Source organism: Pseudomonas marvdashtae, assembly GCF_014268655.2.
GTDB classification, from domain to species: domain Bacteria; phylum Pseudomonadota; class Gammaproteobacteria; order Pseudomonadales; family Pseudomonadaceae; genus Aquipseudomonas; species Aquipseudomonas marvdashtae.
On the sequence record NZ_JABWQX020000001.1, the window covers coordinates 41,767 to 64,298 of the forward strand.

At 61.1% G+C, this 22,532-nt stretch carries 20 protein-coding genes; 15 read left to right on the top strand and 5 right to left on the bottom strand.

Annotation, left to right across the window (positions count from 1 at the left end; translation table 11 throughout):
- The 6 genes from dadA to HU742_RS00240 all read left to right on the top strand — a co-directional run bounded on the left by dadA (nucleotide 1) and on the right by HU742_RS00240 (nucleotide 6,152).
- The gene (dadA, locus tag HU742_RS00215) at nucleotides 1-1,305 is read left to right on the top strand and encodes a D-amino acid dehydrogenase (RefSeq protein WP_186633708.1); all 1,305 of its coding nucleotides are present in this window, start codon (nucleotides 1-3) and stop codon (nucleotides 1,303-1,305) included.
- The gene (locus tag HU742_RS00220) at nucleotides 1,277-1,630 is read left to right on the top strand and encodes a RidA family protein (RefSeq protein ID WP_186643394.1); all 354 of its coding nucleotides are present in this window, start codon (nucleotides 1,277-1,279) and stop codon (nucleotides 1,628-1,630) included. Before dadA ends, HU742_RS00220 begins: the two co-directional genes overlap by 29 nt.
- 96 nt (nucleotides 1,631-1,726) lie before the next feature.
- The gene (gene alr, locus HU742_RS00225; protein ID WP_186643395.1) at nucleotides 1,727-2,800 is read left to right on the top strand and encodes an alanine racemase; all 1,074 of its coding nucleotides are present in this window, start codon (nucleotides 1,727-1,729) and stop codon (nucleotides 2,798-2,800) included.
- 128 nt (nucleotides 2,801-2,928) lie between these two features.
- Nucleotides 2,929-3,477: a cupin domain-containing protein gene (locus HU742_RS00230; RefSeq protein ID WP_047226150.1), complete on the top strand. Its 549-nt coding sequence runs from the start codon at nucleotides 2,929-2,931 to the stop codon at nucleotides 3,475-3,477.
- 183 nt (nucleotides 3,478-3,660) lie between these two features.
- Nucleotides 3,661-4,074, top strand: a complete 414-nt coding sequence (locus tag HU742_RS00235) for a c-type cytochrome (RefSeq protein ID WP_186634442.1) — start codon at nucleotides 3,661-3,663, stop codon at nucleotides 4,072-4,074.
- A gap of 137 nt (nucleotides 4,075-4,211) precedes the next feature.
- A complete protein-coding gene (locus tag HU742_RS00240; protein WP_186633713.1) occupies nucleotides 4,212-6,152 on the top strand; it encodes an acetyl-CoA hydrolase/transferase C-terminal domain-containing protein in 1,941 nt (646 codons plus the stop codon).
- Here HU742_RS00240 and HU742_RS00245 read toward each other — a convergent pair.
- Together HU742_RS00245 and rep are read right to left on the bottom strand one after the other, a co-directional pair.
- Nucleotides 6,142-6,714 (bottom strand): xanthine phosphoribosyltransferase, encoded by a 573-nt coding sequence (locus tag HU742_RS00245; RefSeq protein WP_186612685.1) that lies wholly within the window; start codon nucleotides 6,712-6,714, stop codon nucleotides 6,142-6,144. The genes HU742_RS00240 and HU742_RS00245 overlap by 11 nt on opposite strands.
- 54 nt (nucleotides 6,715-6,768) lie before the next feature.
- Nucleotides 6,769-8,778, bottom strand: coding sequence for a DNA helicase Rep (gene rep / locus HU742_RS00250; RefSeq protein ID WP_186633716.1), 2,010 nt, complete (start codon nucleotides 8,776-8,778; stop codon nucleotides 6,769-6,771).
- A 275-nt stretch (nucleotides 8,779-9,053) separates the two neighbouring features.
- Between rep and HU742_RS00255 the strand changes: the two genes are divergently transcribed.
- A complete protein-coding gene (locus HU742_RS00255) occupies nucleotides 9,054-10,724 on the top strand; it encodes a putative bifunctional diguanylate cyclase/phosphodiesterase (protein WP_186643396.1) in 1,671 nt (556 codons plus the stop codon).
- An 18-nt stretch (nucleotides 10,725-10,742) separates the two neighbouring features.
- Here the strand turns inward: HU742_RS00255 and HU742_RS00260 are convergent, their stop codons facing one another.
- Nucleotides 10,743-12,137: a NorM family multidrug efflux MATE transporter gene (locus tag HU742_RS00260; RefSeq protein WP_186634445.1), complete on the bottom strand. Its 1,395-nt coding sequence runs from the start codon at nucleotides 12,135-12,137 to the stop codon at nucleotides 10,743-10,745.
- Nucleotides 12,138-12,295: 158 nt separating this feature from the next.
- Between HU742_RS00260 and HU742_RS00265 the strand changes: the two genes are divergently transcribed.
- The 3 genes from HU742_RS00265 (at nucleotide 12,296) to HU742_RS00275 (ending at nucleotide 16,835) form a co-directional block, all read left to right on the top strand.
- Nucleotides 12,296-13,216, top strand: coding sequence for a LysR substrate-binding domain-containing protein (locus tag HU742_RS00265; protein ID WP_186643397.1), 921 nt, complete (start codon nucleotides 12,296-12,298; stop codon nucleotides 13,214-13,216).
- 189 nt (nucleotides 13,217-13,405) lie between these two features.
- Entirely contained in the window at nucleotides 13,406-15,382 is a 1,977-nt protein-coding gene (locus HU742_RS00270) for a methyl-accepting chemotaxis protein (RefSeq protein ID WP_186633725.1), read from the top strand.
- Nucleotides 15,383-15,620: 238 nt separating this feature from the next.
- Entirely contained in the window at nucleotides 15,621-16,835 is a 1,215-nt protein-coding gene (locus tag HU742_RS00275) for an aldose 1-epimerase family protein (RefSeq protein WP_186643398.1), read from the top strand.
- A gap of 6 nt (nucleotides 16,836-16,841) precedes the next feature.
- Here the strand turns inward: HU742_RS00275 and HU742_RS00280 are convergent, their stop codons facing one another.
- A complete protein-coding gene (locus tag HU742_RS00280; RefSeq protein WP_186633732.1) occupies nucleotides 16,842-18,335 on the bottom strand; it encodes a YifB family Mg chelatase-like AAA ATPase in 1,494 nt (497 codons plus the stop codon).
- A 341-nt stretch (nucleotides 18,336-18,676) separates the two neighbouring features.
- Here HU742_RS00280 and HU742_RS00290 point away from each other — a divergent pair, with 341 nt between their 5' ends.
- Nucleotides 18,677-18,967: a HigA family addiction module antitoxin gene (locus tag HU742_RS00290; RefSeq protein ID WP_186643399.1), complete on the top strand. Its 291-nt coding sequence runs from the start codon at nucleotides 18,677-18,679 to the stop codon at nucleotides 18,965-18,967.
- Between the two features lie 94 nt (nucleotides 18,968-19,061).
- Here the strand turns inward: HU742_RS00290 and HU742_RS00295 are convergent, their stop codons facing one another.
- Nucleotides 19,062-19,322 carry an accessory factor UbiK family protein gene (locus HU742_RS00295; RefSeq protein WP_186633741.1) on the bottom strand — a complete coding sequence of 87 codons (261 nt, stop codon included), beginning with the start codon at nucleotides 19,320-19,322 and terminating at the stop codon, nucleotides 19,062-19,064.
- Between the two features lie 414 nt (nucleotides 19,323-19,736).
- Between HU742_RS00295 and glnK the strand changes: the two genes are divergently transcribed.
- The 4 genes from glnK (at nucleotide 19,737) to sutA (ending at nucleotide 22,506) form a co-directional block, all read left to right on the top strand.
- Nucleotides 19,737-20,075 (top strand): P-II family nitrogen regulator, encoded by a 339-nt coding sequence (glnK, locus tag HU742_RS00300; RefSeq protein WP_002555808.1) that lies wholly within the window; start codon nucleotides 19,737-19,739, stop codon nucleotides 20,073-20,075.
- Between the two features lie 33 nt (nucleotides 20,076-20,108).
- The gene (locus HU742_RS00305) at nucleotides 20,109-21,443 is read left to right on the top strand and encodes an ammonium transporter (protein WP_186633744.1); all 1,335 of its coding nucleotides are present in this window, start codon (nucleotides 20,109-20,111) and stop codon (nucleotides 21,441-21,443) included.
- Nucleotides 21,444-21,655: 212 nt separating this feature from the next.
- Nucleotides 21,656-22,081 carry a secondary thiamine-phosphate synthase enzyme YjbQ gene (locus HU742_RS00310; protein WP_030138180.1) on the top strand — a complete coding sequence of 142 codons (426 nt, stop codon included), beginning with the start codon at nucleotides 21,656-21,658 and terminating at the stop codon, nucleotides 22,079-22,081.
- Between the two features lie 101 nt (nucleotides 22,082-22,182).
- On the top strand, nucleotides 22,183-22,506 hold the full coding sequence (gene sutA / locus HU742_RS00315; RefSeq protein WP_186612706.1) for a dormancy-specific transcriptional regulator SutA: 324 nt from the start codon (nucleotides 22,183-22,185) through the stop codon (nucleotides 22,504-22,506).
- The last annotated feature ends 26 nt before the right edge of the window (nucleotides 22,507-22,532 follow it).

Below are 22,532 nucleotides of genomic sequence, written 5' to 3' on the forward strand. Positions count from 1 at the left end.
ATGCGCGTTCTGGTCTTGGGTAGCGGCGTCATCGGTACCGTCAGTGCTTACTATCTGGCCCGTGCCGGGTTTGAAGTAGTGGTGGTCGACCGTCAGCCGGCGCCTGCCATGGAAACCAGTTTCGCCAACGCCGGCCAGGTATCGCCGGGTTACGCCTCGCCGTGGGCCGCGCCGGGCGTGCCGCTCAAGGCGATCAAATGGCTGTTGCAGCGGCACGCGCCGCTGGCGATCAAGGCCACCGCCGACATCGACCAATACCTGTGGATGGCGCAGATGCTGCGCAACTGCACCGCCAATCGTTATGCGATCAACAAGGAGCGCATGGTCCGCCTGTCCGAGTACAGCCGCGACTGCCTCGACGAACTGCGTGCCGAAACCGGCATCGCCTACGAAGGCCGTAGCCTCGGGACTACGCAGTTGTTCCGCACCCAGGCCCAGCTCGATGGCGCGGCAAAAGATATTTCCGTGCTGAAAGAGTCCGGCGTGCCGTTCGAAGTGCTCGATCGTGAAGGTATCGCCCGGGTCGAACCGGCCCTCGCCAACGTCACCGACATTCTGGCCGGTGCTTTGCGCCTCCCTAACGATCAGACCGGCGATTGCCAGATGTTTACCACGCGCCTGGCGGAAATGGCTGTGAAGCTCGGCGTGCAGTTCCGCTTCGACCAGAACATCGAGCGCCTGGATTTTGCCGGTGATCGCATCAACGGCGTCTGGATCGACGGCAAGCTGGAAACCGCCGACCGTTACGTCCTCGCCCTGGGCAGCTACTCGCCGCAATTGCTCAAGCCGCTGGGTATTCGTGCGCCGGTATACCCGCTCAAGGGGTATTCGCTGACCGTGCCGATCACCGACCCGGCGATGGCACCGACCTCGACCATTCTCGACGAAACCTACAAGGTCGCTATCACCCGTTTCGACAACCGCATTCGGGTGGGCGGCATGGCGGAAATTGCTGGTTTTGACCTCTCGCTCAATCCGCGCCGGCGTGAAACCCTGGAGATGATCGTCAACGACCTTTATCCTCTGGGCGGCGATCTGGCCCAGGCCAGCTTCTGGACCGGCCTGCGTCCGACCACCCCGGACGGCACGCCGATCGTCGGCGCCACACCGTTCAAGAACCTGTTCCTCAATACCGGCCACGGCACCCTCGGATGGACCATGGCGTGCGGTTCCGGTCGCTTGCTGGCGGATCTGATGGCGAAGAAAAAGCCGCAGATCAGCGCCGAAGGCCTCGATATTTCCCGTTATGGCAGCAAACCTCAGGAGTCCGCGAAACATGGCAATCCAGCGCCAGCTCACCAATGACCGCATGAGTCAGGTCGTCCTGCACAACGGCACCGTTTACCTGGCCGGACAGGTCGGCGACGACATGAGCGCCGGTATCGAGCAGCAAACCCGCGAGACGCTGGCCAATATCGAGCGTCTGCTTGACCTGGCTGGGACTGACAAGAGCCAACTGTTGTCGGTGACCATTTACCTGAAGGACATCGACGCCCACTTTGCAGGGATGAACGCGGTGTGGGACCAATGGTTACCCAAAGGCGTCGCCCCGGCCCGGGCCACGGTGGAGGCCAAGCTGTGTGAGCCAGAGATCCTGGTGGAGCTGTCCGTCGTGGCTGCGCTGCCTTAATACCGGCCAAACGATCCCTCTCCCGGCGCTGTGGGTGGTCCACCCTGCCAGCCCGCGCCGGTTTTTTAATTCATGACCGCCTAGAAGCCTGCCGCCATGCGTCCTGCCCGCGCCCTGATTGATCTACAAGCCTTGCGTCACAACTACCAACTGGCCCGCGAAGTTACCGGGGCCAAGGCCCTTGCGGTGATCAAGGCGGACGCCTATGGGCATGGCGCGGTGCGCTGCGCCGAGGCCTTGCAGGAAACGGCCGACGGGTTCGCCGTGGCCTGCATCGAAGAAGCCCTGGAGCTGCGGGCCGGTGGGATTGCCGGGCCGATCCTGCTGTTGGAGGGATTCTTCGAGGCCGATGAACTGCCATTGATCGTTGAGCACGATTTCTGGTGCGTGGTGCATTCGTTGTGGCAGCTCGAAGCGATTGAACGCGCAACATCGGGCGCGCCGATCACGGTCTGGCTCAAGCTCGATTCGGGAATGCATAGGGTTGGATTGCACCCGACCGACTATCAGGCGGCGTATCGTCGCCTGTTGGCGAGCGGCAAGGTGGCGAAGATCGTACTGATGAGCCACTTCGCCCGCGCTGACGAGCTGCATGACCCCAGCAGCCTGCAACAACTGGCAGTGTTCGAGCAGACCCGCCAGGGCTTGGCGGCCGAGGTCAGCCTGCGCAATTCGCCGGCGGTTCTGGGTTGGCCGCAAATACCAAGCGATTGGGTAAGGCCAGGCATCATGCTGTACGGTGCGACGCCGTTCGAGGAGGCCAATGCCGTGGCTTCGCGCCTGCAACCGGTCATGACACTGGAATCGAGGATCATCAGCGTGCGCGAGCTTCCCGCCGGCGAGCCGGTGGGCTACGGTGCTCGCTTTGTGACGGCGCAACCGACCCGGGTCGGCGTGGTTGCCATGGGCTATGCCGACGGCTACCCGCGCCAGGCGCCGAACGGTACGCCGGTCCTGGTGGATGGCCAGCGCAGCCAACTGGTCGGACGAGTGTCGATGGACATGCTGTGCGTGGACCTGACCCATATTCCCCAGGCCGGGCTTGGCTCGACCGTGGAGCTGTGGGGCAAAAACATCCTCGCCAGCGATGTCGCGAAGGCCGCCGACACCATTCCCTATCAGATTTTCTGCAACCTGCGACGGGTGCCACGGCTCTATTCCGGGACCTGAGGCAAAACGCAGCCTACCGAAAGTCGCTTCGCCGCACAGGATTCGGGCCAAGGTGTTGTAAATACTGAACGCTGTCGCCATGATAACGCTCACTTTCCACACAACCTGATTCCCTGGAGGCTCCAGCATTGGACGTCGGTGAACGACTGCAATCCATTCGTAAACTCAAAGGCCTTTCCCAGCGTGAACTCGCCAAGCGCGCGGGCGTCACCAACAGCACCATTTCGATGATCGAGAAAAACAGCGTGAGCCCCTCGATCAGCTCGCTGCGCAAGGTCCTTGGCGGGATTCCCATGTCCATGGTCGAGTTTTTCTCCGAAGAGATCCTCCAGGAGAAACCGACCCAGATCGTCTATAAAGCCAACGAACTGATCGACATCTCCGACGGCGCCGTGACCATGAAATTGGTGGGCAGGGCACATCCAAGCCGGGCGATTGCCTTTTTGAACGAAATCTATCCGCCAGGCGCCGACACCGGTGACGAGATGCTCACCCATGAAGGCGAGGAAACCGGGATTCTGGTGGAAGGTCGGCTGGAGCTGGTGGTTGGTGCCGAAACTTTCGTGCTCGAGGCAGGCGACAGCTACTATTTTGAAAGCACCAAGCCTCACCGTTTTCGCAATCCGTTCGATGCGCCGGCGCGACTGATCAGCGCAGCCACACCGGCCAATTTCTAATCGAAGAGGCGCCAAGCCCGGATGGCAAAGGCGCCCGCACGTTGGGCTGTCGTGACGAACAAGACCCTTGCGACTTTGGGGTTGTTTCAGAGTGACAGGCTTACCGCTATACTTGCGCCCGCCTGCAAACCGTGGCCGCAGGCGTGACTAGCCACCATTGAGGGTGTACGCGTGAACCTAATTATGAAAATGCTGGCTGCACCAGCAACCGTATTGGCCCTATGGGCTGCGAGCGCTCAAGCGGCGCCCAACGACGAAATCGCCAAGCGCCTCGAACCCGTTGGCCAGGTTTGCGTTCAGGGCAAGGAATGCAAGGGTATGGAGGTCGTGGCTTCGGCGGGTGGGGCTGGCGGTGCCAAGGCGCCGAAGGACGTCATCGCCAAACACTGCAATGCTTGCCACGGTACCGGCCTGCTGGGCGCGCCGAAAGTCGGTGACAAGGCGGCCTGGAAAGAGCGTGCCGACCATCAAGGCGGCCTCGACGGCATTTTGGCCAAGGCCATCACCGGCGTGAACGCCATGCCGCCTAAAGGCACCTGCGCCGATTGCACCGATGAAGAACTCAAGGGTGCTATCAAAGAGATGTCCGGTCTGTAACCCTCCGGGATCTTTCACGAAAAAGCCGCTTACGAGCGGCTTTTTTGCGCCTGGGTCTTTTTTCCAGGCTGTTCATCGCAACCAAGACCCGGCAAGCTCGGTCCAACCCACATTCATGGAATGTCCCGGAGGGTCGGATGGTTCAGTTGTGTTCAATCGAACAGGCGGTGGATGATGTGCTCGAGCGCCTTCCCGCGCATATCCACCTCGGCATGCCCCTCGGGCTGGGCAAGCCCAATCTGTTCGCCAACGCGCTGTACCGGCGCATCGCGCAACTGCCCGAGCGGCAGCTGACCATCTATACGGCGCTGAGCCTGGGCCGGCCGAACCTGGGCGACGGGTTGCAGAAGCGCTTCCTCGAGCCCTTTGTCGAACGGGTCTTCGGCGACTATCCCGAGCTCGATTACCTTGCCGACCTGCAGCGCGACAGCCTGCCGGCGAACGTCCGCGTCCAGCAGTTCTTCATGCAACCGGGCAGTCTGTTGCACAGTGCATCCGCCCAGCAGGACTACGTCAGCAGCAACTACAGCCACGCGGCCCGGGACATCAACGCGGCTGGCCTGAACCTGATCGCGCAGCTGGTGGCCAGCGACCCGGAGCATCCGGATCGCCTGAGCCTGAGCTGCAACCCGGACATTACCCTGGACCTCTTGCCAATGATCGCCAAGCGGCGCGAGGCGGGGGAAACCATTCTCATGGTGGGTCAGGTCCACAGCGATTTGCCCTACATGCCGGGCGACGCGGAAATCGGCATCGACGGCTTCGACCTGCTGATCGATGAAAAGGACAGCCACACGCTGTTCTCCACGCCGAACATGCCGGTGGGGTTCCAGGATCATTTGATCGGCCTGCACGCCAGCACTCTGGTGCGCGACGGCGGTACGCTGCAGATCGGCATCGGCTCGATGGGCGATGCGCTGACGGCGGCATTGCTGGCGCGTCAGGCTGATAACGCCGGATACCAGGCCCTGCTGGCGGACGTGAACCTGAGCCAGTGGGCGCAGTTGATCGAGCGCGAGGGTGGGGTCGAGCCGTTTGCCAAGGGGTTGTACGGTTGCAGCGAAATGTTCGTCAACGGCCTGCTGGTGTTGGCGGAGGCCGGGATCATCCGGCGCAAGGTCTATCCCGACGAACCGACCCAGGAACAGGCCAACGCAGGGACTCTCGACGAGGCGGCGCAACCTGACGGCATTTGCATTCATGGCGGGTTTTTCCTCGGCCCGAGCAGCTTCTATGAGCGCTTGCGCGAACTGCCGCAGAGCCGGCGCTTCGAATTCAACATGACCCGCATCAGCTACATCAACGAGCTGTACGGCCAAGAGCAACTCAAGCGCTTGCAGCGACTCGATGCGCGTTTCATCAACACCGTCTTCACCATGACGCTCATGGGCGCCGCAGTGGCTGACCAGTTGGAGGACGGGCGGGTGCTCAGTGGTGTGGGCGGCCAGTACAACTTCGTTGCCCAGGGGCATGCGCTGGAAGGGGCCCGCTCGATCCTGCTCTTGCGCAGCTGGCGCGAATCCGGGGGCGTGGTCAGTTCGAACATCGTCTGGGAGTACGGCCACTGCACAATCCCCCGGCACCTGCGAGACATCGTGGTGACCGAGTACGGCATCGCCGACCTGCGCGGCAAGACCGACGCCGCCGTGATCGAAGCGTTGCTGAACATCAGCGATTCCCGCTTCCAGCCTGGGCTGATCGAGCAGGCACAAAGCGCCGGCAAACTGCCGAAGGACTTTCGTCTCGATCCGCGTTTCGCCGACAACACGTCGGAGCGTTTGCAGGCGATCCAGGCGCGGCATCCGAATCTGTTTCCGGAGTACCCGTTGGGCTGCGATTTCGATGGGCTGGAGCGCGATTTGCTGCGGGCGCTGAACTGGCTTAAAAGCAAGTTCAAGCTCACCGAAATCCTGGAACTGGGCAAAGCCGCGCTCGATGCGCCGGAGCCATGGGAGTATGCCGGGCATCTGGAGCGGATGCAGTTGACGAACCCTGAGGGCCTGAAGGAGGAGCTGTCCCAGCGCTTGTTGCTTGCGGGGCTCAAGGCGACCGTTCAGTCACCAGGGATTATTCGATAAAGGTCACGACCCCACCCGCCAGCGATTTCACCCGCGCCAGGGACTCGACGCGATAGCCTTGGGCATCGAGTTCCGCGCGGCCTCCCTGAAACGATTTCTCGATCACGATGCCCAGTCCGGCGACGGTCGCGCCGGCCTGTTTGATGATGGAAATCAACGCCTGGGAGGCTTTGCCGTTGGCCAGGAAGTCATCGATGATCAGCACGCGGTCGCTGCTGGTCAGGTGCCGCGGGCTGATGGCTACCGTGCTTTCGGTTCTCTTGGTGAATGAGTACACGGTGGCCGAGAGCAGGTTCTCCGTCAGGGTCAGGGAGTGCTGCTTGCGAGCAAAGATTACCGGTACGCCGAGGTTCAGGCCGGTCATGATCGCCGGGGCAATGCCCGAGGCTTCGATGGTGACGATCTTGGTGATGCCCGAATCCTTGAACAGCGCGGCAAATTCGTCGCCGATCAGCTTCATCAATTGCGGGTCGATCTGGTGGTTCAGGAAAGCGTCGACTTTCAGGACCTGATCGGAAAGCACGATGCCTTGTTCACGAATTTTCTGCTGCAGGGCTTCCATGAAGCCTCCTCTGATGACGCGTCAGCGCCTGAAGTCAGTGAAAAATAATCGATTCTAGCGCTTCAACATCGCGCGTATATCCGCCAGGGCACTGTTGCCGCGAACGACTTTGACTTCCGTCGGCGTGTCGTCGTTGCCTTCCCAGGCGAGGTCGTCCGGCGGCAGCTCATCGAGAAAGCGGCTCGGCGCGCAGTCGATCACTTCGCCGTACTGCTTGCGCTTGGCGGCAAAGGTGAAGGCCAGCGTCTGGCGTGCCCGGGTAATCCCGACATAGGCCAGGCGCCGTTCTTCTTCGATGGTGTCGGCCTCGATGCTGGAACGGTGCGGCAGGATTTCCTCTTCCATGCCCATGATGAACACGTAAGGGAATTCCAGGCCCTTGGACGCGTGAAGGGTCATCATCTGCACGCCTTCAGCGCCTTCTTCCTCTTCCTGCTGGCGCTCGAGCATGTCCCGCAGCACCAATTTGCCGATGGCGTCTTCGACGGTCATGTCGCCGTCTTCGTCTTTTTCCAAAGTGTTCTTCAACGCCTCGATCAAAAACCAGACGTTGCTCATGCGGTAGTCGGCGGCCTTGTCGCTGGAGCTGTTGGTGCGCAGCCAGTTCTCGTAGTCAATGTCCATGACCATGCTGCGCAGCGCTGAAATCGGATCTTCCCCGGCGCACTGTTCGCGGACCTTGTCCATGAAGCGCTTGAAGCGCGCCAGGCGGTCGGTGAAGCGGCTGTCCAGATGTTCGCCCAAGCCGATTTCGTCGGTGGCGGCGTACATCGAGATCTTGCGCTCGGTGGCGTAGTTGCCGAGCTTTTCCAGGGTGGTCGAACCGATTTCCCGGCGCGGTACGTTGATGACCCGCAGGAAGGCGTTGTCGTCGTCCGGGTTTACGATCAGGCGGAAGTAGGCCATCAGGTCCTTCACTTCCTGGCGTCCGAAGAAGCTGTTGCCCCCCGACAGGCGATAGGGAATCTGGTGATGCTGCAATTTCAGCTCGATCAGCTTGGCCTGGTAGTTGCCGCGGTACAGGATCGCAAAGTCGCTGTATGGCCGGTCGGTACGCAGGTGCAGGCTGAGGATTTCCATGGCCACGCGCTCGGCTTCGGCGTCTTCGTTGCGGCAACGGATCACGCGGATCTCGTCGCCGTGGCCCATTTCGCTCCACAGCTGCTTTTCGAATTCGTGGGGGTTGTTGGAGATCAGCACGTTGGCGCAGCGCAGGATGCGGCTGGTGGAGCGGTAGTTCTGCTCCAGCATTACCACTTTGAGCGACGGATAGTCGTCCTTGAGCAGCATCAGGTTTTCCGGACGTGCGCCGCGCCAGGCATAGATCGACTGGTCATCGTCGCCTACCACGGTGAACTGGTTGCGCTTACCGATCAGCAGCTTCACCAGCAAATACTGGCTGGCGTTGGTGTCCTGGTATTCGTCCACCAGCAGGTAGCGGACTTTGTTCTGCCATTTCTCGAGGATGTCGGCGTGATCCTGGAACAGCTTGACCGGCAACAGGATGAGATCGTCGAAGTCCACCGCGTTGAACGCCTTGAGGGTGCGCTGGTAGTGGGCGTAGACGATGGCGGCGGTCTGTTCCTTGGGGTTGCGGGCGTTCTCCAGGGCTTCGGGCGGCAGGATCAAGTCATTTTTCCAGGACCCGATCATGTTCTTGATCTCGTCGACGCCGTCGTCGCCCGAGTATTCCTTCTGCATGATGTCCGTCATCAAGGCCTTGACGTCAGTCTCGTCGAAAATCGAGAAGCCCGGTTTGTAGCCCAGTCGCGCGTGTTCCTTGCGGATGATGTTCAGGCCCAGGTTGTGGAAGGTGCAGACCGTCAGGCCGCGGCCTTCGCCGGCGCGCAACAGGCCACCGACCCGCTCCTTCATTTCCCGGGCGGCCTTGTTGGTGAACGTCATGGCGACGATGTACTGGGCGCGGATGCCACAATTCTGGATCAGGTGCGCGATCTTGCGAGTGATCACGCTGGTCTTGCCGGAGCCTGCACCGGCGAGCACCAAAAGAGGGCCGCCGACATAGTTCACGGCTTCTTGCTGCCGGGGATTGAGTCGGGACATGACAGGGTTCAGGGAGTCGTTTGCGAAATGGGCCGGCATTTTAACAGGCTCGCAGAATTGTGCTGCTCTGTCCGACTTGTGACGCTGAACGTCATCTCTATTTGCCGCTTTTGTTACTTTCGCTCAGGATGCGGACGGGATTTAGGTCTAACGTTCGTTTTACAGTTGTGAAAAACGTTAAAAGCTTGTGTTTGAGAACCATTGGCATTGGTGATTGCCCATTGGCGAGTCATAATGCCCCGCGCCTACCACCTTGCAGAGTCTAGGGAGTCAGCTTGTCTACGCCTGTCGAACCCTTGCGTTTGCTGTTGTTGGCCGAAACGCCTGAGTGGTCAGCGGTATTGCGCAAGTGCCTGGCGCCCATGGGGCCCTCGGTCGTGTTGATCAGCGCCCCGAGCTGGGAGTCGGTCAGCAGCCTGTTTGAAGACAACCGCAACGCGGTGCTGCTGACTGTGGCGAGCTTGCAGCCCGCGCCCGGTCGCTGCCGTCTGCCAACGGTCCTCTTGCTTGAGCACGAGCCTTCGACCTCTCCGGACGGTGTCAGCGATTGGCTGGTGCGTGATGTGCTGGATGAGGCGACGTTGCGTCGTTGCCTGCGACACGTGCGAGAGCGTGGCGTGCTGGAAAATACCCTACAACGGCTTGCCGCGCAGGATCCGCTGACGGGCATCGCCAACCGCCAGGGCTTCCAGACCTTGCTGGCGGCACGCCTGGCTGAAAACGAAGGCCGTGGCCTGGCGCTGGGGCATCTGGACCTCGACAATTTCCGTCACGCCAACGACGCACTCGGCCACCAGGCCGGCGACCGTCTGATCCTGCAAGTGGTCTCGCGTCTCAAGGGGTCGCTTGAGGCCGGGGATCAACTGGCGCGGCTGGGCAGCGACGAGTTCGCCTTGCTGATCGACACCCGTCGCGCGCCTCAGCGAGCGGAGTGGATGGCCGAGCGCATCACCGAAGCCATGGCGGAACCCTATTGGGTGGACGGCGAAAGCCTGTTGATCGGTTGCAGCCTGGGTATCGCCCACGCCCGCGCACAGGCCGGTGCGGACCCATTGATGTGGCATGCCCATATCGCCATGCAACAGGCCAAGAGCACGCAAGGCTGCACCTTTCATATCTTCAACGAGCGCATCAACCGCAATGCCCGCAGCCTCGCCGATCTGGAAAGCGAGTTGCGCCGGGCGCTGCGCCGCGACGAGCTGGAGTTGCATTACCAACCCCGGTTGAATCTTGCGGACGGGACGATCGTAGGTCTTGAGGCCCTGGTGCGCTGGCGTCATGGTGAGCGCGGATTATTACCGCCGAGCGAGTTCGTGCCGCTGGCCGAGCAGAGCGGCTTGATCGTGCCGTTGGGCTACTGGGTGATCTCCCGGGCGTTGCGGGACATGCAGGCGCTGCGCGAGCGAGGATTGGCGCCGTTGCACATGGCGATAAACCTGTCGTTCCGACAGTTCCAGGACAGCCAGCTGTTGCCGACCCTCAGCCGATTGATCGCCGAGCGGGGCGTCGAGGCCCAGTGGCTGGAGTTCGAACTCACCGAAACCGCGGTCATGCGCCGCAGCGACCTGGTCAAGCAGACCATGGACGCCCTGGGTCGCTTGGGGGTGCGTTTTTCCTTGGACGACTTCGGTACCGGGTTCTCCTCGTTCGTGCACCTCAATAGCCTGCCCATTGCCTTGCTCAAGATCGACAAGAGCTTCGTCGGCGGCATGGAACAGCGCGAAGAGAATCGCAAACTGGTGCACGCGATGATCAACCTGGCCCATAACCTCAACCTGGAGGTGGTGGCCGAAGGCGTCGAAACCCCGGAGCAACTGGACTTGCTCCGGGGTTTCGGTTGCGATCAGGTGCAGGGTTTCTTGATCAGCAAACCGTTGCCGTTACCCGAATTGGTCGAGTACCTGACGTTCGAAGGTGGCCAGGCAGTCCAGGAAGCCGGAAGCTGAAGCAATCTTCGTTGGATTTCACTTGGCCTGGATGGCCTCGAAATCCTGCTGCCCAGGCTCACTGCGCATCATCCGCTTCATCTTCCACTCGAACGCCAACGTCAGGCTCACCGCCGCGCAGGCCAGCCCCAGGGCCAGGCCCCACCAAACGCCGGTCGGTCCCCAATGCAGATGAAAGGCCATCCACCAGGCGGCCGGTGCGCCGATCAGCCAATAGCAACCCAAACCCACCAGGAACGTGGTCTTGGCATCCTTCAAACCACGGATACAGCCCATGGCAATGGTTTGCGCGCCGTCGAACAGCTCGAACCACGCCGCCACGGCCAGCAGGCTGACCGCCAGGTCGATGACCGCTCGGAAGGCCGGGTCGTTGTGGTCCAGGAACAGGCCAATCAGCTGGTTCGGCAACAGCCAGAACACCATGGCAAAGGCCAGCATGACGGCCGCGCCAAAGCCGATCCCGACTCGCCCGGCCAGGCGCGCCATTGGCAACTGTCCGGCGCCGTAGTGCTGGCCGATGCGCATGGTGATGGCGTAGGACATACCCGCCGGGACCATGAACGCCACCGAGACGATCTGCAGAGCGATCTGGTGCGCCGCCAATTGCGTGCTGCCCATTGTGCCCATGCACAGCGCGGCGAACGCGAACAAACCGACTTCGACCGCGTAGGTGCCGCCAATCGGCAGGCCCAGGCGCCACAGCTCCTTGAGGTACTGGCGATTGGGCCGCGACAGGCCTTTGAGCAATGGATAGGCACGGTAGGCCGAGTGGCGATGGATGTGCCAGGCGAGCGCCAGGGCCATGCAGTTGGCGACGATGGCCGTTACCAGGCCGATTCCCATCAAGCCGAGCCTTGGCAGGCCGAACATGCCGGTAATCAGCGCGTAGTTGAGCAGGAAGTTGGCCACCGTGCCGCCGAGGCTGATCACCATGACCGGTGTGGCCCGGCCGATGGCACTGGTGAAGCCGCGCAACGCCATGAAGCTCAAGTAGCCGGGCAGGGCGAACGGCAGCGCCAGCAGGAACTGGCCGGCGGACAGCACGTTGGTTTCGGTCTGGCCGAACATCAGCAGCACCGGCTTGAGGTTCCACAGCAGCAAACCCGCCACCAGCGCCATCAACCAGGCCAGCCATAATCCGGCCTGGGTCAGCCGGGTGGCCCCTTCAATATCGCCGGCGCCTTGGCGAATCGCGACCAATGTACCCACCGCCGCGATCACGCCGATGCAGAAAATCGATACGAACGAATAAGTGGCCGCCCCGAGGCCGCCGCCGGCCAGGGCTTCGGGACTCAGGCGCGCCATCATCAGGGTGTCGGTCAGCACCATCAGCATGTGCGCCAACTGCGAGGCAATCAACGGCCCCGCCAGCCGCAGGATGGCCCAGAGTTCGGTACGCGCCGGATGCTGCATGATCATCACGCTCCATGTTCAAACAAGGCAGTAAAACGTCGATTCTCGGCGCTCGCGGAGGTTTGCACAAAAGGATAAATACGATTGCTGGCATGATTAAAACTCATGCTGGAGCACATTCTGCTAGGGTGCCGGTATCACCCTCATGGAGCTTCGCCATGTCTCGTCGTCTTCCTCCTCTTTATGCGCTGCGTGCATTCGAAGCGGCGGCGCGGTACAGCTCGTTCACCCGGGCTGCTGAAGAGTTGTCGATCACGCAAAGCGCGGTCAGCCGGCACATCCGCACGCTGGAGGATCACTTCGCCTGTCGGCTGTTCCAGCGCAGCGGCCGCAACGTGCAGTTGACCGAGTCGGCGCGTTTGCTGTTGCCGGGCGTGCGAGAAGGGTTCATGGCGCTGGAGCGCGCCTGTCATACCTTGCACGGGGAAGACGACATCCTGCGCATGAAAGCACCCTCGACCCTGACCATGCGTTGGCTGTTGGCGCGGCTGAGCCGTTTTCGGCACTTGCAGCCCGGCAACGAGGTGCAATTGACCAGCGCCTGGATGGACATCGACTCGGTGGACTTCAATACCGAGCCTTTCGATTGCGCGGTACTGCTGGGCAATGGGCATTTTCCGGCGGATTGGGAAGCCAGCCTGTTATTCCCCGAGGAGCTGATTCCGGTCGGCGCGCCGAACCTGTTGAACGACCAACCTTGGGATCTGGCGCGGTTGGCCAGTGCCGAACTGCTGCATCCCACACCGGATCGCCGTGACTGGCGCAACTGGCTGCAGCGCATGGGGTTGGCCGACAAGGTTTCGCTCAAGGGCGGGCAAGTGTTCGACACGCTGGAACTGGGCATGATCGCTGCGGCGCGCGGCTACGGCGTGTCCATGGGGGATTTGCTGATGGTCGCCGAGGACGTCGCCCAGGGGCGCTTGAGCCTGCCGTGGCCAACTGCGGTCGCCAGCGGTGAGCACTATTACCTCGTCTGGCCGAAGACTCGTCCCGGTGGTGAACGTTTGCGCCGGCTCAGCGATTTTTTGCAAAGCGAGGTCACGGCCATGCAGCTTCCCGACGTGAAGCGTCTTGGCTGAACCGTTGCAGTGCCAGTGCTAGCCACTTGATATTAATCCTCCCGAATCGCTCAAGTATTTGGTTTCGCCGCCGAAGGTGTGGAGGTAGTACTTTCGTATTAGAAAGGGACTGCCTACACCCATCACCCAAAAAATAGCCGAGCGCGTGACGTGATCAGGACGATCCCAGTCTCTCGGCCAGGAGCCGTCATGTCTCAACCTCGCGCCCGGATCGCCTCTCAGCTTGGCCTTGCCCTCGCTGTGATACTGGCGATAGTGATCACCGGCAGTACCGTCTTCGCCTTGCGCTCGCTGGACACCGCCAACCTTGCCACCCGTGAAGAGCACCTGGCCAGCGAAGCTCGCCTGATGGCCGATCAGCTCAATACGTTCCATGGCACTTTGCGCGAGAGCACTCAGCGGCTGGCCGGTCTGTTCGAAAAGCGCTTCAGCGCGGGCCTGAGCGTGCATCCTGACCAACCGGTGGCTGTGGCGGGCGTACAAACCCCTGGCTTGAGCCTCGGCAGCGAAGTGCTGAACAACAATTTCAAGGAAGTCGATGACTTCAAGACGATGACCGCCGGGGTGGCCACGATTTTCGTGCGCAGCGGCGACGATTTCATCCGGGTCAGCACTTCGGTCAGCAAACAGGACGGCACGCGGGCCATCGGCACCGTGCTCGACCGCGCCGGCCCGGCTTATGGCCCGGTGATCAGTGGCCAGAGCTATATCGGCCGGGCGCTGCTGTTCGGGCGTTTCTATATGTCGCAGTACACGCCGGTGCGCGACAGCAGTGGCAAGATCATTGCCGTGTTGTACGTAGGCTTCGATTACACCGATGCGCAGAACGCGCAGTTCGAGAACCTCAAGCGCTTCCGCATCGGCAAGACCGGTTCGCTGGCCTTGCTGGATGAGCAAAGCAAATGGCTGGTGCCGCCAGCAGGCGTGCAGGCGCTGGACAAGGCTGCCGTAACCATCACGAACCTGGTCAAGAAGCCAGGTAAAGGGGCGTTCTGGGACGACACTGCAGAAGCGTTCTACAGCGTCGCCGTGCCGTTCGAAGGCGGGCCGTGGGCCGTCGTGGCGAGCATGCCGAAAGCTGAAATCAGTGCCGTGACCTGGAGTGTCGGTACGCAACTGGCTATCGGCAGCTTGCTGGCGATGCTGCTGGCCGTTGGGTCAGCGATGTGGCTGCTGCGCAGTAAACTGGCCCCGTTGGGCGACCTGGTGCGTCAGGCCGAAGCATTGGGTGCCGGTGATTTGAGCGTGCGCCTGAACGTGTCGAGCCATGACGAGATCGGCCAACTGGCCCGCGCGTTCAACCAGATGAGCCAAGCCTTGTCGACGATGGTCGAGCACATCCGCAAAGCCTCGCAAGAGGTCAACAGCCGTGCCCAGGCCCTGTCCGGATTGTCCAGCGGTGCCTATGAAGGCATGGAGCAGCAGTCCGGCGAGATCACCAGCATGGCCGGCGCGGTTGAAGAATTCAGCGCCACCTCCCTGAACATTGCCGACAACATGGGCAATACCCAGCGCCTGGCCCAAGAGAACGCACAGCAAACCCAGATTGGTCGCACGTCCATGGACGAAGCTTCATCATCCCTGGAGCAGATAGCTGGCGCGCTGAACAGTACGGCTACGGTCATCAACACCCTGGGCCAGCGTTCCCAGGAAATCGGCGGCATCGTGGGCGTGATTACGTCTATCGCGGAACAAACCAACCTGCTGGCGCTGAACGCCGCCATCGAAGCTGCCCGCGCGGGCGAGCAGGGCCGTGGTTTTGCCGTGGTGGCCGATGAAGTGCGCAGCCTGGCGTCGCGTACCCGTCAGGCCACTGATGAAATTTCCGGCATGATCAACAGCATCCAGCAGGAAACCGGCAATGCCATCAGTACGATGGAGAAGGGCAACCTGCTGATGCAGGAAGGCTTGTCGCGCAACGCCAATGTGGCCACGGCCCTGGCGCGCATCGATGAACAAAGTCGCTCGGCCGGCCAGCAATTCTCTGCGATCACCACGGCCACCCAGGAACAGAGCAGCACCGCGACCCTGCTTAGCAGCAACCTGCAAAGCATTGCCATGGCCAACACCGAGCAGCGCGAAGTGGTCTCCAACCTGGCGATCACCGCCAAGGAACTGGAAACCCTGGCGCAGGACCTGCGCAAAGAGGTTGATCGGTTCCGCTGAGGCGTTCCGTACCGAGCAAGCGCCTCCAGCACTTTTTGCTGGAGCGAGCTTGCTCGCGATGCGGCAGTCCGGCCACCCTCATCTCACCCTGACCCATCGCGTTCGCGAGCGAGCTCGCCCCCACAAAAGCTCCACTCTCCCGCTTAGGCCCTTTTTAGGTTAGTTGCTGTTTTTTGGCTTGCTGAAACGTTTCTTCAAGTCTATAAAAACCGCACAACTCCAAGAAAAGGCTCCGTTCATGAATTCGCTCAAACTCCTCGTTGCCCTCAGCGCCTTGGGTGCTGCCTCCCATGCGATGGCTTGGGATTACGTTTTGCTCGATACCGACAAGGCCGCCCAGCCGTGGCAAATCACCAGCCAGCAGTTGGGCGTCAAGACCGACAAGCCGTTTTCCGTGACGATGCGCACCCTGCACGGCGGTCGCCAGGAAGGCGTCAGCGTTGTCGACATCGATAACGGCTCCCTGAAGCTCTCAGTCGTCCCGACTCGAGGCATGAGTGTGCTGCAAGCCTCGGTTGGTGATGTGCGCATGGGCTGGGATTCGCCGGTCAAGGAAGTGGTCAACCCGGCATTCATCGAGCTCAACGGGCGAGGCGGCCTGGGCTGGCTTGAAGGTTTCAATGAGCTGGTGACCCGTTGCGGCTACGAATGGGTCGGCCATCCGGGTATGGATAACGGAGAGCTGCTGACATTGCACGGTCGCGCGGCCAATATCCCGGCGAACAAGGTCACGCTGCACATTGACGAAAAACCGCCCTACGCGATCACCCTGCGAGGCGAGCTGAAAGAGCAGGCGTTCAAGAAAGTCGACTTCTCGGTGCAGACCGAACTCGTCACTGAGCCCGGCAGCGTGACGTTCTCGCTCAATGACACGCTGACCAACAATGGCGATTATCCAAAGGAATACCAGGCGCTCTACCACAGTAATTTCAGCACCCCGTTCCTGGAGCAGGGTGCTCGCTTCGCAGCGCCGGTCAAACAAGTCTCGCCATTCAACGACAAGGCCAAGGGCGACCTGAAAGACTGGCAAACCTATCGAGCCCCCACCAAGGACTACGATGAAACGGTCTATAACGTCGTGCCATACGCCGACGCCAAGGGCGATACGCTGACCGTATTGCACAACAAGGCCGGCAGCCTCGGCGTTGCGGTGGGCTTCAACACCGGGACGCTTCCGGTTTTTTCCCTGTGGAAAAACACCGATACCCAAGGCCAGGGCTATGTGACCGGCCTGGAGCCGGGCACCAGTTTCTCCTATAACCGCCGCTACCAGCGTCCGTTGGGCCTGGTGCCGACCATTGCACCGAAAGAGCGCAAGCAATTCCAGATCCACTACAGCCTTCTGGCAGACAAGGTTGCCGTGGACAAGGCCCTCAAGCGCATCGACGACATCCAGGGCGATCAAAAAATCGAGGTGCGGGAGACACCGTTGGTGGACCTGAGCAAACCGTGAGCCTTTTCAAGGCGTAGCCGGCCGATATTGCAGGGCTTCGGCCAGGTGTTCTCGACTGATTCGTTCAACCTGCTCGAGGTCGGCCAAGGTCCGGGCGACCTTGAGCAAGCGGTGGGCGGCTCGTAGCGACAGGGTCAACCGTTCGCAGGCGGTCTCCAGCCAGGCTTCATCGGTTGCCGACAATTTGCAATGCCGACGCAGGCCCGGCAGGTCGAGGAACGCATTGGCACAACCCTGTCGTGCTTGCTGGCGTTCACGGGCTTCGGCCACCCGTTCGGCTGCGGTGGCCGTGTCGTCACCCGGTTCGCTCCTTGGGGTCAGAGCCGTGGCTTCCCGGGCGACGGTCAGGTGCAGGTCGATGCGGTCCAGCAAAGGACCGGACAGCTTGTTGCGGTAACGCTGCACCATGTCCGGCGTGCAGGAACATCGGCCGCTGGGCTCGCCGAGATATCCACAAGGGCAGGGGTTCATCGCTGCCACCAGTTGAAAGCGTGCCGGAAAGCGCACCCGGTCTCGGGCCCGCGAAACCACGATGAAACCTGACTCCAGCGGCTCTCTCAAGACTTCCAGCACCTTGCGGTCGAACTCCGGCAGTTCATCGAGGAACAGCACGCCATGGTGGGCGAGGGTGATTTCCCCCGGCTGCGGCTTGGACCCGCCTCCCACCAGCGCCGGCCCGGACGCCGAATGATGAGGCTGGCGAAACGGGCGTTGCGGCCAATGGCTCAACGGCACGCAACTGGCGACAGACTGTATCGCCGCGACCTCCAGGGCTTCGCTTTCCGCCAACGGTGGCAATAACCCCGGCAAACGACTTGCCAACAGCGTCTTGCCAGTGCCAGGTGGGCCGCTGAACAACAGGTTATGAGCCCCCGCCGCAGCGATCAGCAGTGCGCGCTTGGCGCCGGTCTGGCCTTGTACTTCGCTCAGGTCCGGATAAGGCTTGCTGGCCGAAAGCAGCCCGTTGGAAACAAACGGCTCGACGGGCGTGTGGCCATTGAAGTGCGCCACCGCTTCGAGCAGATGATCCACGGCGATCACCTTCAACCCCGACGCCAGGCACGCTTCCTCGGCGTTCGCTCGCGGCACCACCAGCATGCGCCCGGCCTTGCGCGCCGCCAGCGCCGCGGGCAGCACCCCGCGCACCGGCCGAACGGCGCCGGACAAGGCCAGTTCCCCGAGGCATTCAACGTCGTCCAGCATCAGTGTCGGCACTTGCACGCTGGCGGAGAGAATTCCCAAGGCAATGGCCAGGTCGAAGCGGCCGCCGTCCTTTGGAAGATCCGCCGGCGCCAGGTTCAGGGTGATGCGCCGCGCCGGGAAGTTCAGCCCCGAATTGATGATCGCGCTGCGCACTCGATCCTTGCTTTCCTTCACGGCGGCCTCTGGCAGGCCGACCATGGTCAGTGACGGCAAGCCATTGGCCAGGTGAACTTCAACGGTAACGGCAGGAGCCTCCACCCCCACCTGGGCGCGGCTGTGGACGATGGCAAGCGACATGAAGCGTTCCTTGAATGAATAAAGAGCCGCGTCCTGCGGTTCTTGAAGACTAGTCCTGAGGGAGGACTTGGGTGCGGCAGTTGAAGGGAGAAATGTTGGCAGGATGTTACGGATACGCCATTCAAGCGTGAATGAGGAGATATCTTAGCTTCAGGTGTTCAGAAACCGAGAGTCTGTTTCGCAAAGGTAACACTGCAAGTAGTGGCATTTTAAGTATGGTGGAACGCAAGCTAACAATGCTTGATGCCGCACAATGGGGGATTTGTTTTGTTTGGAGTCCTAACGGACCGGAAAACATAGAAATCGTCGACTATCACTGAGGTGAGTAGACTAAAAACGGTATGCGTCCGGTTCACCCCGGCGAAATTCTCAAGGAAGAATACTTGGAGCCTTCGGGTCTTACAGCGGCGGCCCTGGCGAGGGCGTTGAATGTCTCGACACCAACGGTGAACGACATTGTGCTGCAGCGTCGAGGTGTGAGCGCCGATATGGCCCTCAGGTTATCGATCTGCCTGAATACTACCGCAGAGTTCTGGCTGAATTTGCAGTCCACATACGACCTGCGCAAGGCTGAAATCGAGCGGGGTTCCGTAATCCGTGATCAGGTCAAGCGCCTCCCTCAGTGCGCTTGATTCGAGGGCTGGTTGAACCCCGCGCTTGTAGCGAGGGTTTATAGCTCAAAACCGAAGCGGGCAGAGACGTCCAGGAATTCGCAGCGTATCGAAATCATCCTGCGTCGGCGCCGAGCCTCGCCTCCAACTCAGCCACCTTCGCCTCCAGACTCTCCAACCGCGCCCGGGTCCGGGCCAGCACAACCATCTGGCTGTCGAATTCTTCCCGGCTCACCAGGTCAAGCTTGCTGAAGCCGCTTTGCAGCAGCGCCTTGAACTGGCTTTCGATTTCGCTTTTCGGCAGGGGAGTGTCGCCGCTCAAGAGGCGGGAGGCGTGGCCGCTGAGGGCGTCGAGGAGGTCTTTGGGCGCAAGCATGGCAGGTGTCCTGGAAACGATGGCGGGCAGTGTATCACGCACCGTCTATAGTCAATTCGCCAGGCCCGAATGCACGCTTTTCGCGCACGGTGCCGGGCACTGTCGCACCGTTGTTGTGCGTATCGCTGCGGTTCGTAGCGCGGTGCAGGCCGGCGTAGCGGGCAAAGGGTTGAAATCAGGGGGGTTGGGCACAGATGGCAAGCTTTCTGCTTAGAGGCTGGTGACCCATGCACTGATGCAGTCGCTGTGACGAAATGCAGTGCAAAGGCGGAGCGGGGAGTTTCGTCAGGAGTAGTCAGCTGGCGCCAGTCGGGCAACTCGGGCCGACGACGCGTTACAAAGCCAGGCACTGCGCTTAGACTTGAGTCGGGTTTGTTTTCCTGGGGCAAGTCCACCAATTCGGGAGAGAGTTTCATGAAGCTAGTCACTGCCATCATCAAGCCGTTCAAGTTGGACGACGTACGCGAGTCGTTGTCCGAGATCGGCGTGCAGGGCATTACCGTTACTGAAGTCAAAGGCTTCGGGCGGCAGAAAGGTCACACCGAGCTGTATCGTGGCGCGGAATACGTGGTCGACTTCCTGCCCAAGGTGAAGATCGACGTCGCTATCGACGACAAGGATCTGGACCGGGTCATCGAGGCGATTACCAAGGCCGCCAACACCGGCAAGATTGGTGACGGAAAGATCTTTGTGGTCAATCTGGAACAGGCCATTCGCATCCGTACCGGCGAAACCGATACCGACGCTATCTAAGCCGTCAAACCCAACGCCCCAGGAGAAAACAATATGACTCTGCGTAAATTCGCAGGGCTAGGAGCCCTGTTGTCCTTCGTAATGCCTGGCCTGGCCATGGCAGAAGAAGCGGCAGCCCCAGTCCTCAACTCCGGCGACACCGCCTGGATGCTGACGGCCACGATTCTTGTTCTGTTCATGACCATTCCTGGCCTGGCGCTGTTCTACGGCGGCATGGTTCGGTCGAAAAACATTCTTTCCGTGATGATGCAGTGCTTCGCCATTACCGGTCTGATCAGCGTCCTGTGGGTCATCTATGGCTACAGCATCGCGTTCGACACCACCGGCATGGAGCAGGGCGTCGTCAACTTCAACTCCTTCATCGGCGGCTTGGGCAAGGCATTCCTGGCGGGCGTCACTCCGGCTAGCATCACCGGCCCGGCGGCGTTGTTCCCTGAAGCGGTGTTCATCACCTTCCAGATGACTTTCGCGATCATCACTCCAGCCCTGATCGTCGGCGCTTTCGCCGAGCGGATGAAGTTCTCCGCCATGCTGATCTTCATGGGCGTGTGGTTCACCCTGGTGTATGCGCCGATTGCGCACATGGTCTGGTCCGGCAACGGCGGCCTGATGTGGGACTGGGGTGTGCTGGACTTCGCCGGCGGCACCGTGGTGCACATCAACGCCGGTATCGCCGGCCTGGTAGCCTGCCTGGTATTGGGCAAGCGCAAAGGCTTCCCGACTACGCCAATGGCGCCGCATAACCTGGGTTACACCCTGATGGGCGCGGCCATGCTGTGGGTGGGCTGGTTCGGTTTCAACGCCGGTTCCGCCGTCGCGGCCAACGGCACCGCCGGCATGGCGATGCTGGTAACCCAGATCGCCACCGCTGCCGCAGCGCTGGGCTGGATGTTCGCCGAGTGGATCACCCACGGCAAGCCAAGCGCACTGGGCATCGCCTCGGGTGTGGTGGCGGGCCTGGTCGCGATCACGCCTGCAGCTGGCACCGTGGGCCCGATGGGCGCCCTGGTCATCGGCCTGGCGGCGGGCGTGGTGTGCTTCTTCTGCGCGACCACCCTCAAGCGCAAGCTCGGTTATGACGATTCCCTGGACGCCTTTGGCGTGCACGGTATCGGCGGTATCCTCGGCGCGATCCTGACCGGTGTGTTCGCGGCGCCGGCCCTGGGTGGCTTCGGCACCGTGACCGATATCGGTGCGCAAGTGTGGATTCAATTCAAGGGCGTAGGCTTCACTGTGGTCTACACCGGCATCGTCACCTTCATCATTCTCAAGGTACTGGACGCCGTCATGGGTCTGCGTGTCTCCGAGGAAGAAGAAGCCGTGGGCCTGGACTTGGCCCAGCACAACGAGCGTGGTTACAACCTGTAATCGACAGCTAAAAAAAATGCCCGGTTCGCCGGGCATTTTTTTGTCTGGAGTTTGTCATTGCTCACAAGGCGTGCTGGTTTTTCCGACGCCTTTTGTTGCGTATGCGACTTGAGTTTTTCTACCGCCAAAGACTTACATGGAGGCAGGAATATTAGGCCCTTTGTTTTTTCCCAGAGCGCGCTAGAATGCGCGCCGAACGTGCGGAGATCTGTATGTGGCAACAGACGCTGATAACCCTGCGGGCAAGGCCCCGGGGCTTTCATCTGGTGACGGACGAGTTGCTCGCCGGCCTGCCTGAACTCAAGGCATGTCGTGTCGGTCTGTTGCATCTGTGGCTGCAGCATACCTCGGCCTCGTTGACCATCAACGAGAACGCCGATCCGGCGGTACGTCGAGACTTCGAACGATTTTTCAATCGGCTGATCCCACAAGGAACCGCCGACTATGAGCACAACGACGAAGGCCTGGACGACCTCCCGGCGCACTTCAAGGCCAGCGTGCTGGGATGTCAGCTCAGTCTTCCGGTGACGGCGGGACGGTTGGCGTTGGGTACCTGGCAAGGTGTTTATCTGGGCGAGCACCGTGATCATGGCGGTGCCCGTAAAGTCCTCGCCACCTTGCACGGTGAAGGGGCATGACCGCTGATTGCCGGCGGATGTTGAATTTTTTCTGGCAGCCTTCGACAGATGGCGAAGCTGGGCTATAACTAATCTGCTTTTCGCAAGTCATGAGGTAGAACATGAGCGACGATGATCTGGAAAACGACGACCTCGAAGTAGGTGACGAAGACGAGGCCGAAGAAGGCCTGGAAGCGGCGGCTGAAGACGTCGTTGAAGACGACGGTGCCGATGTCCCGGTTCCGACCGCCAAAGGCAAGGCCAAGGCGGCGGTATCGATTGACGAGTTGCCGAGCGTAGAGGCCAAGAACAAGGAGCGTGACGCGCTCGCCAAGGCCATGGAGGAATTCCTGGCCAGGGGCGGAAAGGTGCAGGAAGTGGAGGCCAACGTGGTCGCTGATCCGCCCAAGAAGCCTGACAACAAGTACGGTAGCCGCCCTATCTGAGTATCTGCCCTTGCTTGCTGAAAAAG

Excerpts from the sequence above, each read along its gene's own strand:
- dadA (WP_186633708.1), top strand. The coding sequence starts at position 1 with ATGCGCGTTCTGGTCTTGGGTAGCGGCGTCATCGGTACCGTCAGTGCT.
- HU742_RS00220 (WP_186643394.1), top strand. The coding sequence starts at position 1,277 with ATGGCAATCCAGCGCCAGCTCACCAATGACCGCATGAGTCAGGTCGTC.
- alr (WP_186643395.1), top strand. The coding sequence starts at position 1,727 with ATGCGTCCTGCCCGCGCCCTGATTGATCTACAAGCCTTGCGTCACAAC.
- HU742_RS00235 (WP_186634442.1), top strand. The coding sequence starts at position 3,661 with ATGAAAATGCTGGCTGCACCAGCAACCGTATTGGCCCTATGGGCTGCG.
- HU742_RS00240 (WP_186633713.1), top strand. The coding sequence starts at position 4,212 with ATGGTTCAGTTGTGTTCAATCGAACAGGCGGTGGATGATGTGCTCGAG.
- HU742_RS00245 (WP_186612685.1), bottom strand. The coding sequence starts at position 6,714 with ATGGAAGCCCTGCAGCAGAAAATTCGTGAACAAGGCATCGTGCTTTCC.
- rep (WP_186633716.1), bottom strand. The coding sequence starts at position 8,778 with ATGTCCCGACTCAATCCCCGGCAGCAAGAAGCCGTGAACTATGTCGGC.
- HU742_RS00260 (WP_186634445.1), bottom strand. The coding sequence starts at position 12,137 with ATGCAGCATCCGGCGCGTACCGAACTCTGGGCCATCCTGCGGCTGGCG.
- HU742_RS00265 (WP_186643397.1), top strand. The coding sequence starts at position 12,296 with ATGTCTCGTCGTCTTCCTCCTCTTTATGCGCTGCGTGCATTCGAAGCG.
- HU742_RS00270 (WP_186633725.1), top strand. The coding sequence starts at position 13,406 with ATGTCTCAACCTCGCGCCCGGATCGCCTCTCAGCTTGGCCTTGCCCTC.
- HU742_RS00275 (WP_186643398.1), top strand. The coding sequence starts at position 15,621 with ATGAATTCGCTCAAACTCCTCGTTGCCCTCAGCGCCTTGGGTGCTGCC.
- HU742_RS00280 (WP_186633732.1), bottom strand. The coding sequence starts at position 18,335 with ATGTCGCTTGCCATCGTCCACAGCCGCGCCCAGGTGGGGGTGGAGGCT.
- HU742_RS00290 (WP_186643399.1), top strand. The coding sequence starts at position 18,677 with ATGCGTCCGGTTCACCCCGGCGAAATTCTCAAGGAAGAATACTTGGAG.
- HU742_RS00295 (WP_186633741.1), bottom strand. The coding sequence starts at position 19,322 with ATGCTTGCGCCCAAAGACCTCCTCGACGCCCTCAGCGGCCACGCCTCC.
- glnK (WP_002555808.1), top strand. The coding sequence starts at position 19,737 with ATGAAGCTAGTCACTGCCATCATCAAGCCGTTCAAGTTGGACGACGTA.
- HU742_RS00305 (WP_186633744.1), top strand. The coding sequence starts at position 20,109 with ATGACTCTGCGTAAATTCGCAGGGCTAGGAGCCCTGTTGTCCTTCGTA.
- HU742_RS00310 (WP_030138180.1), top strand. The coding sequence starts at position 21,656 with ATGTGGCAACAGACGCTGATAACCCTGCGGGCAAGGCCCCGGGGCTTT.
- sutA (WP_186612706.1), top strand. The coding sequence starts at position 22,183 with ATGAGCGACGATGATCTGGAAAACGACGACCTCGAAGTAGGTGACGAA.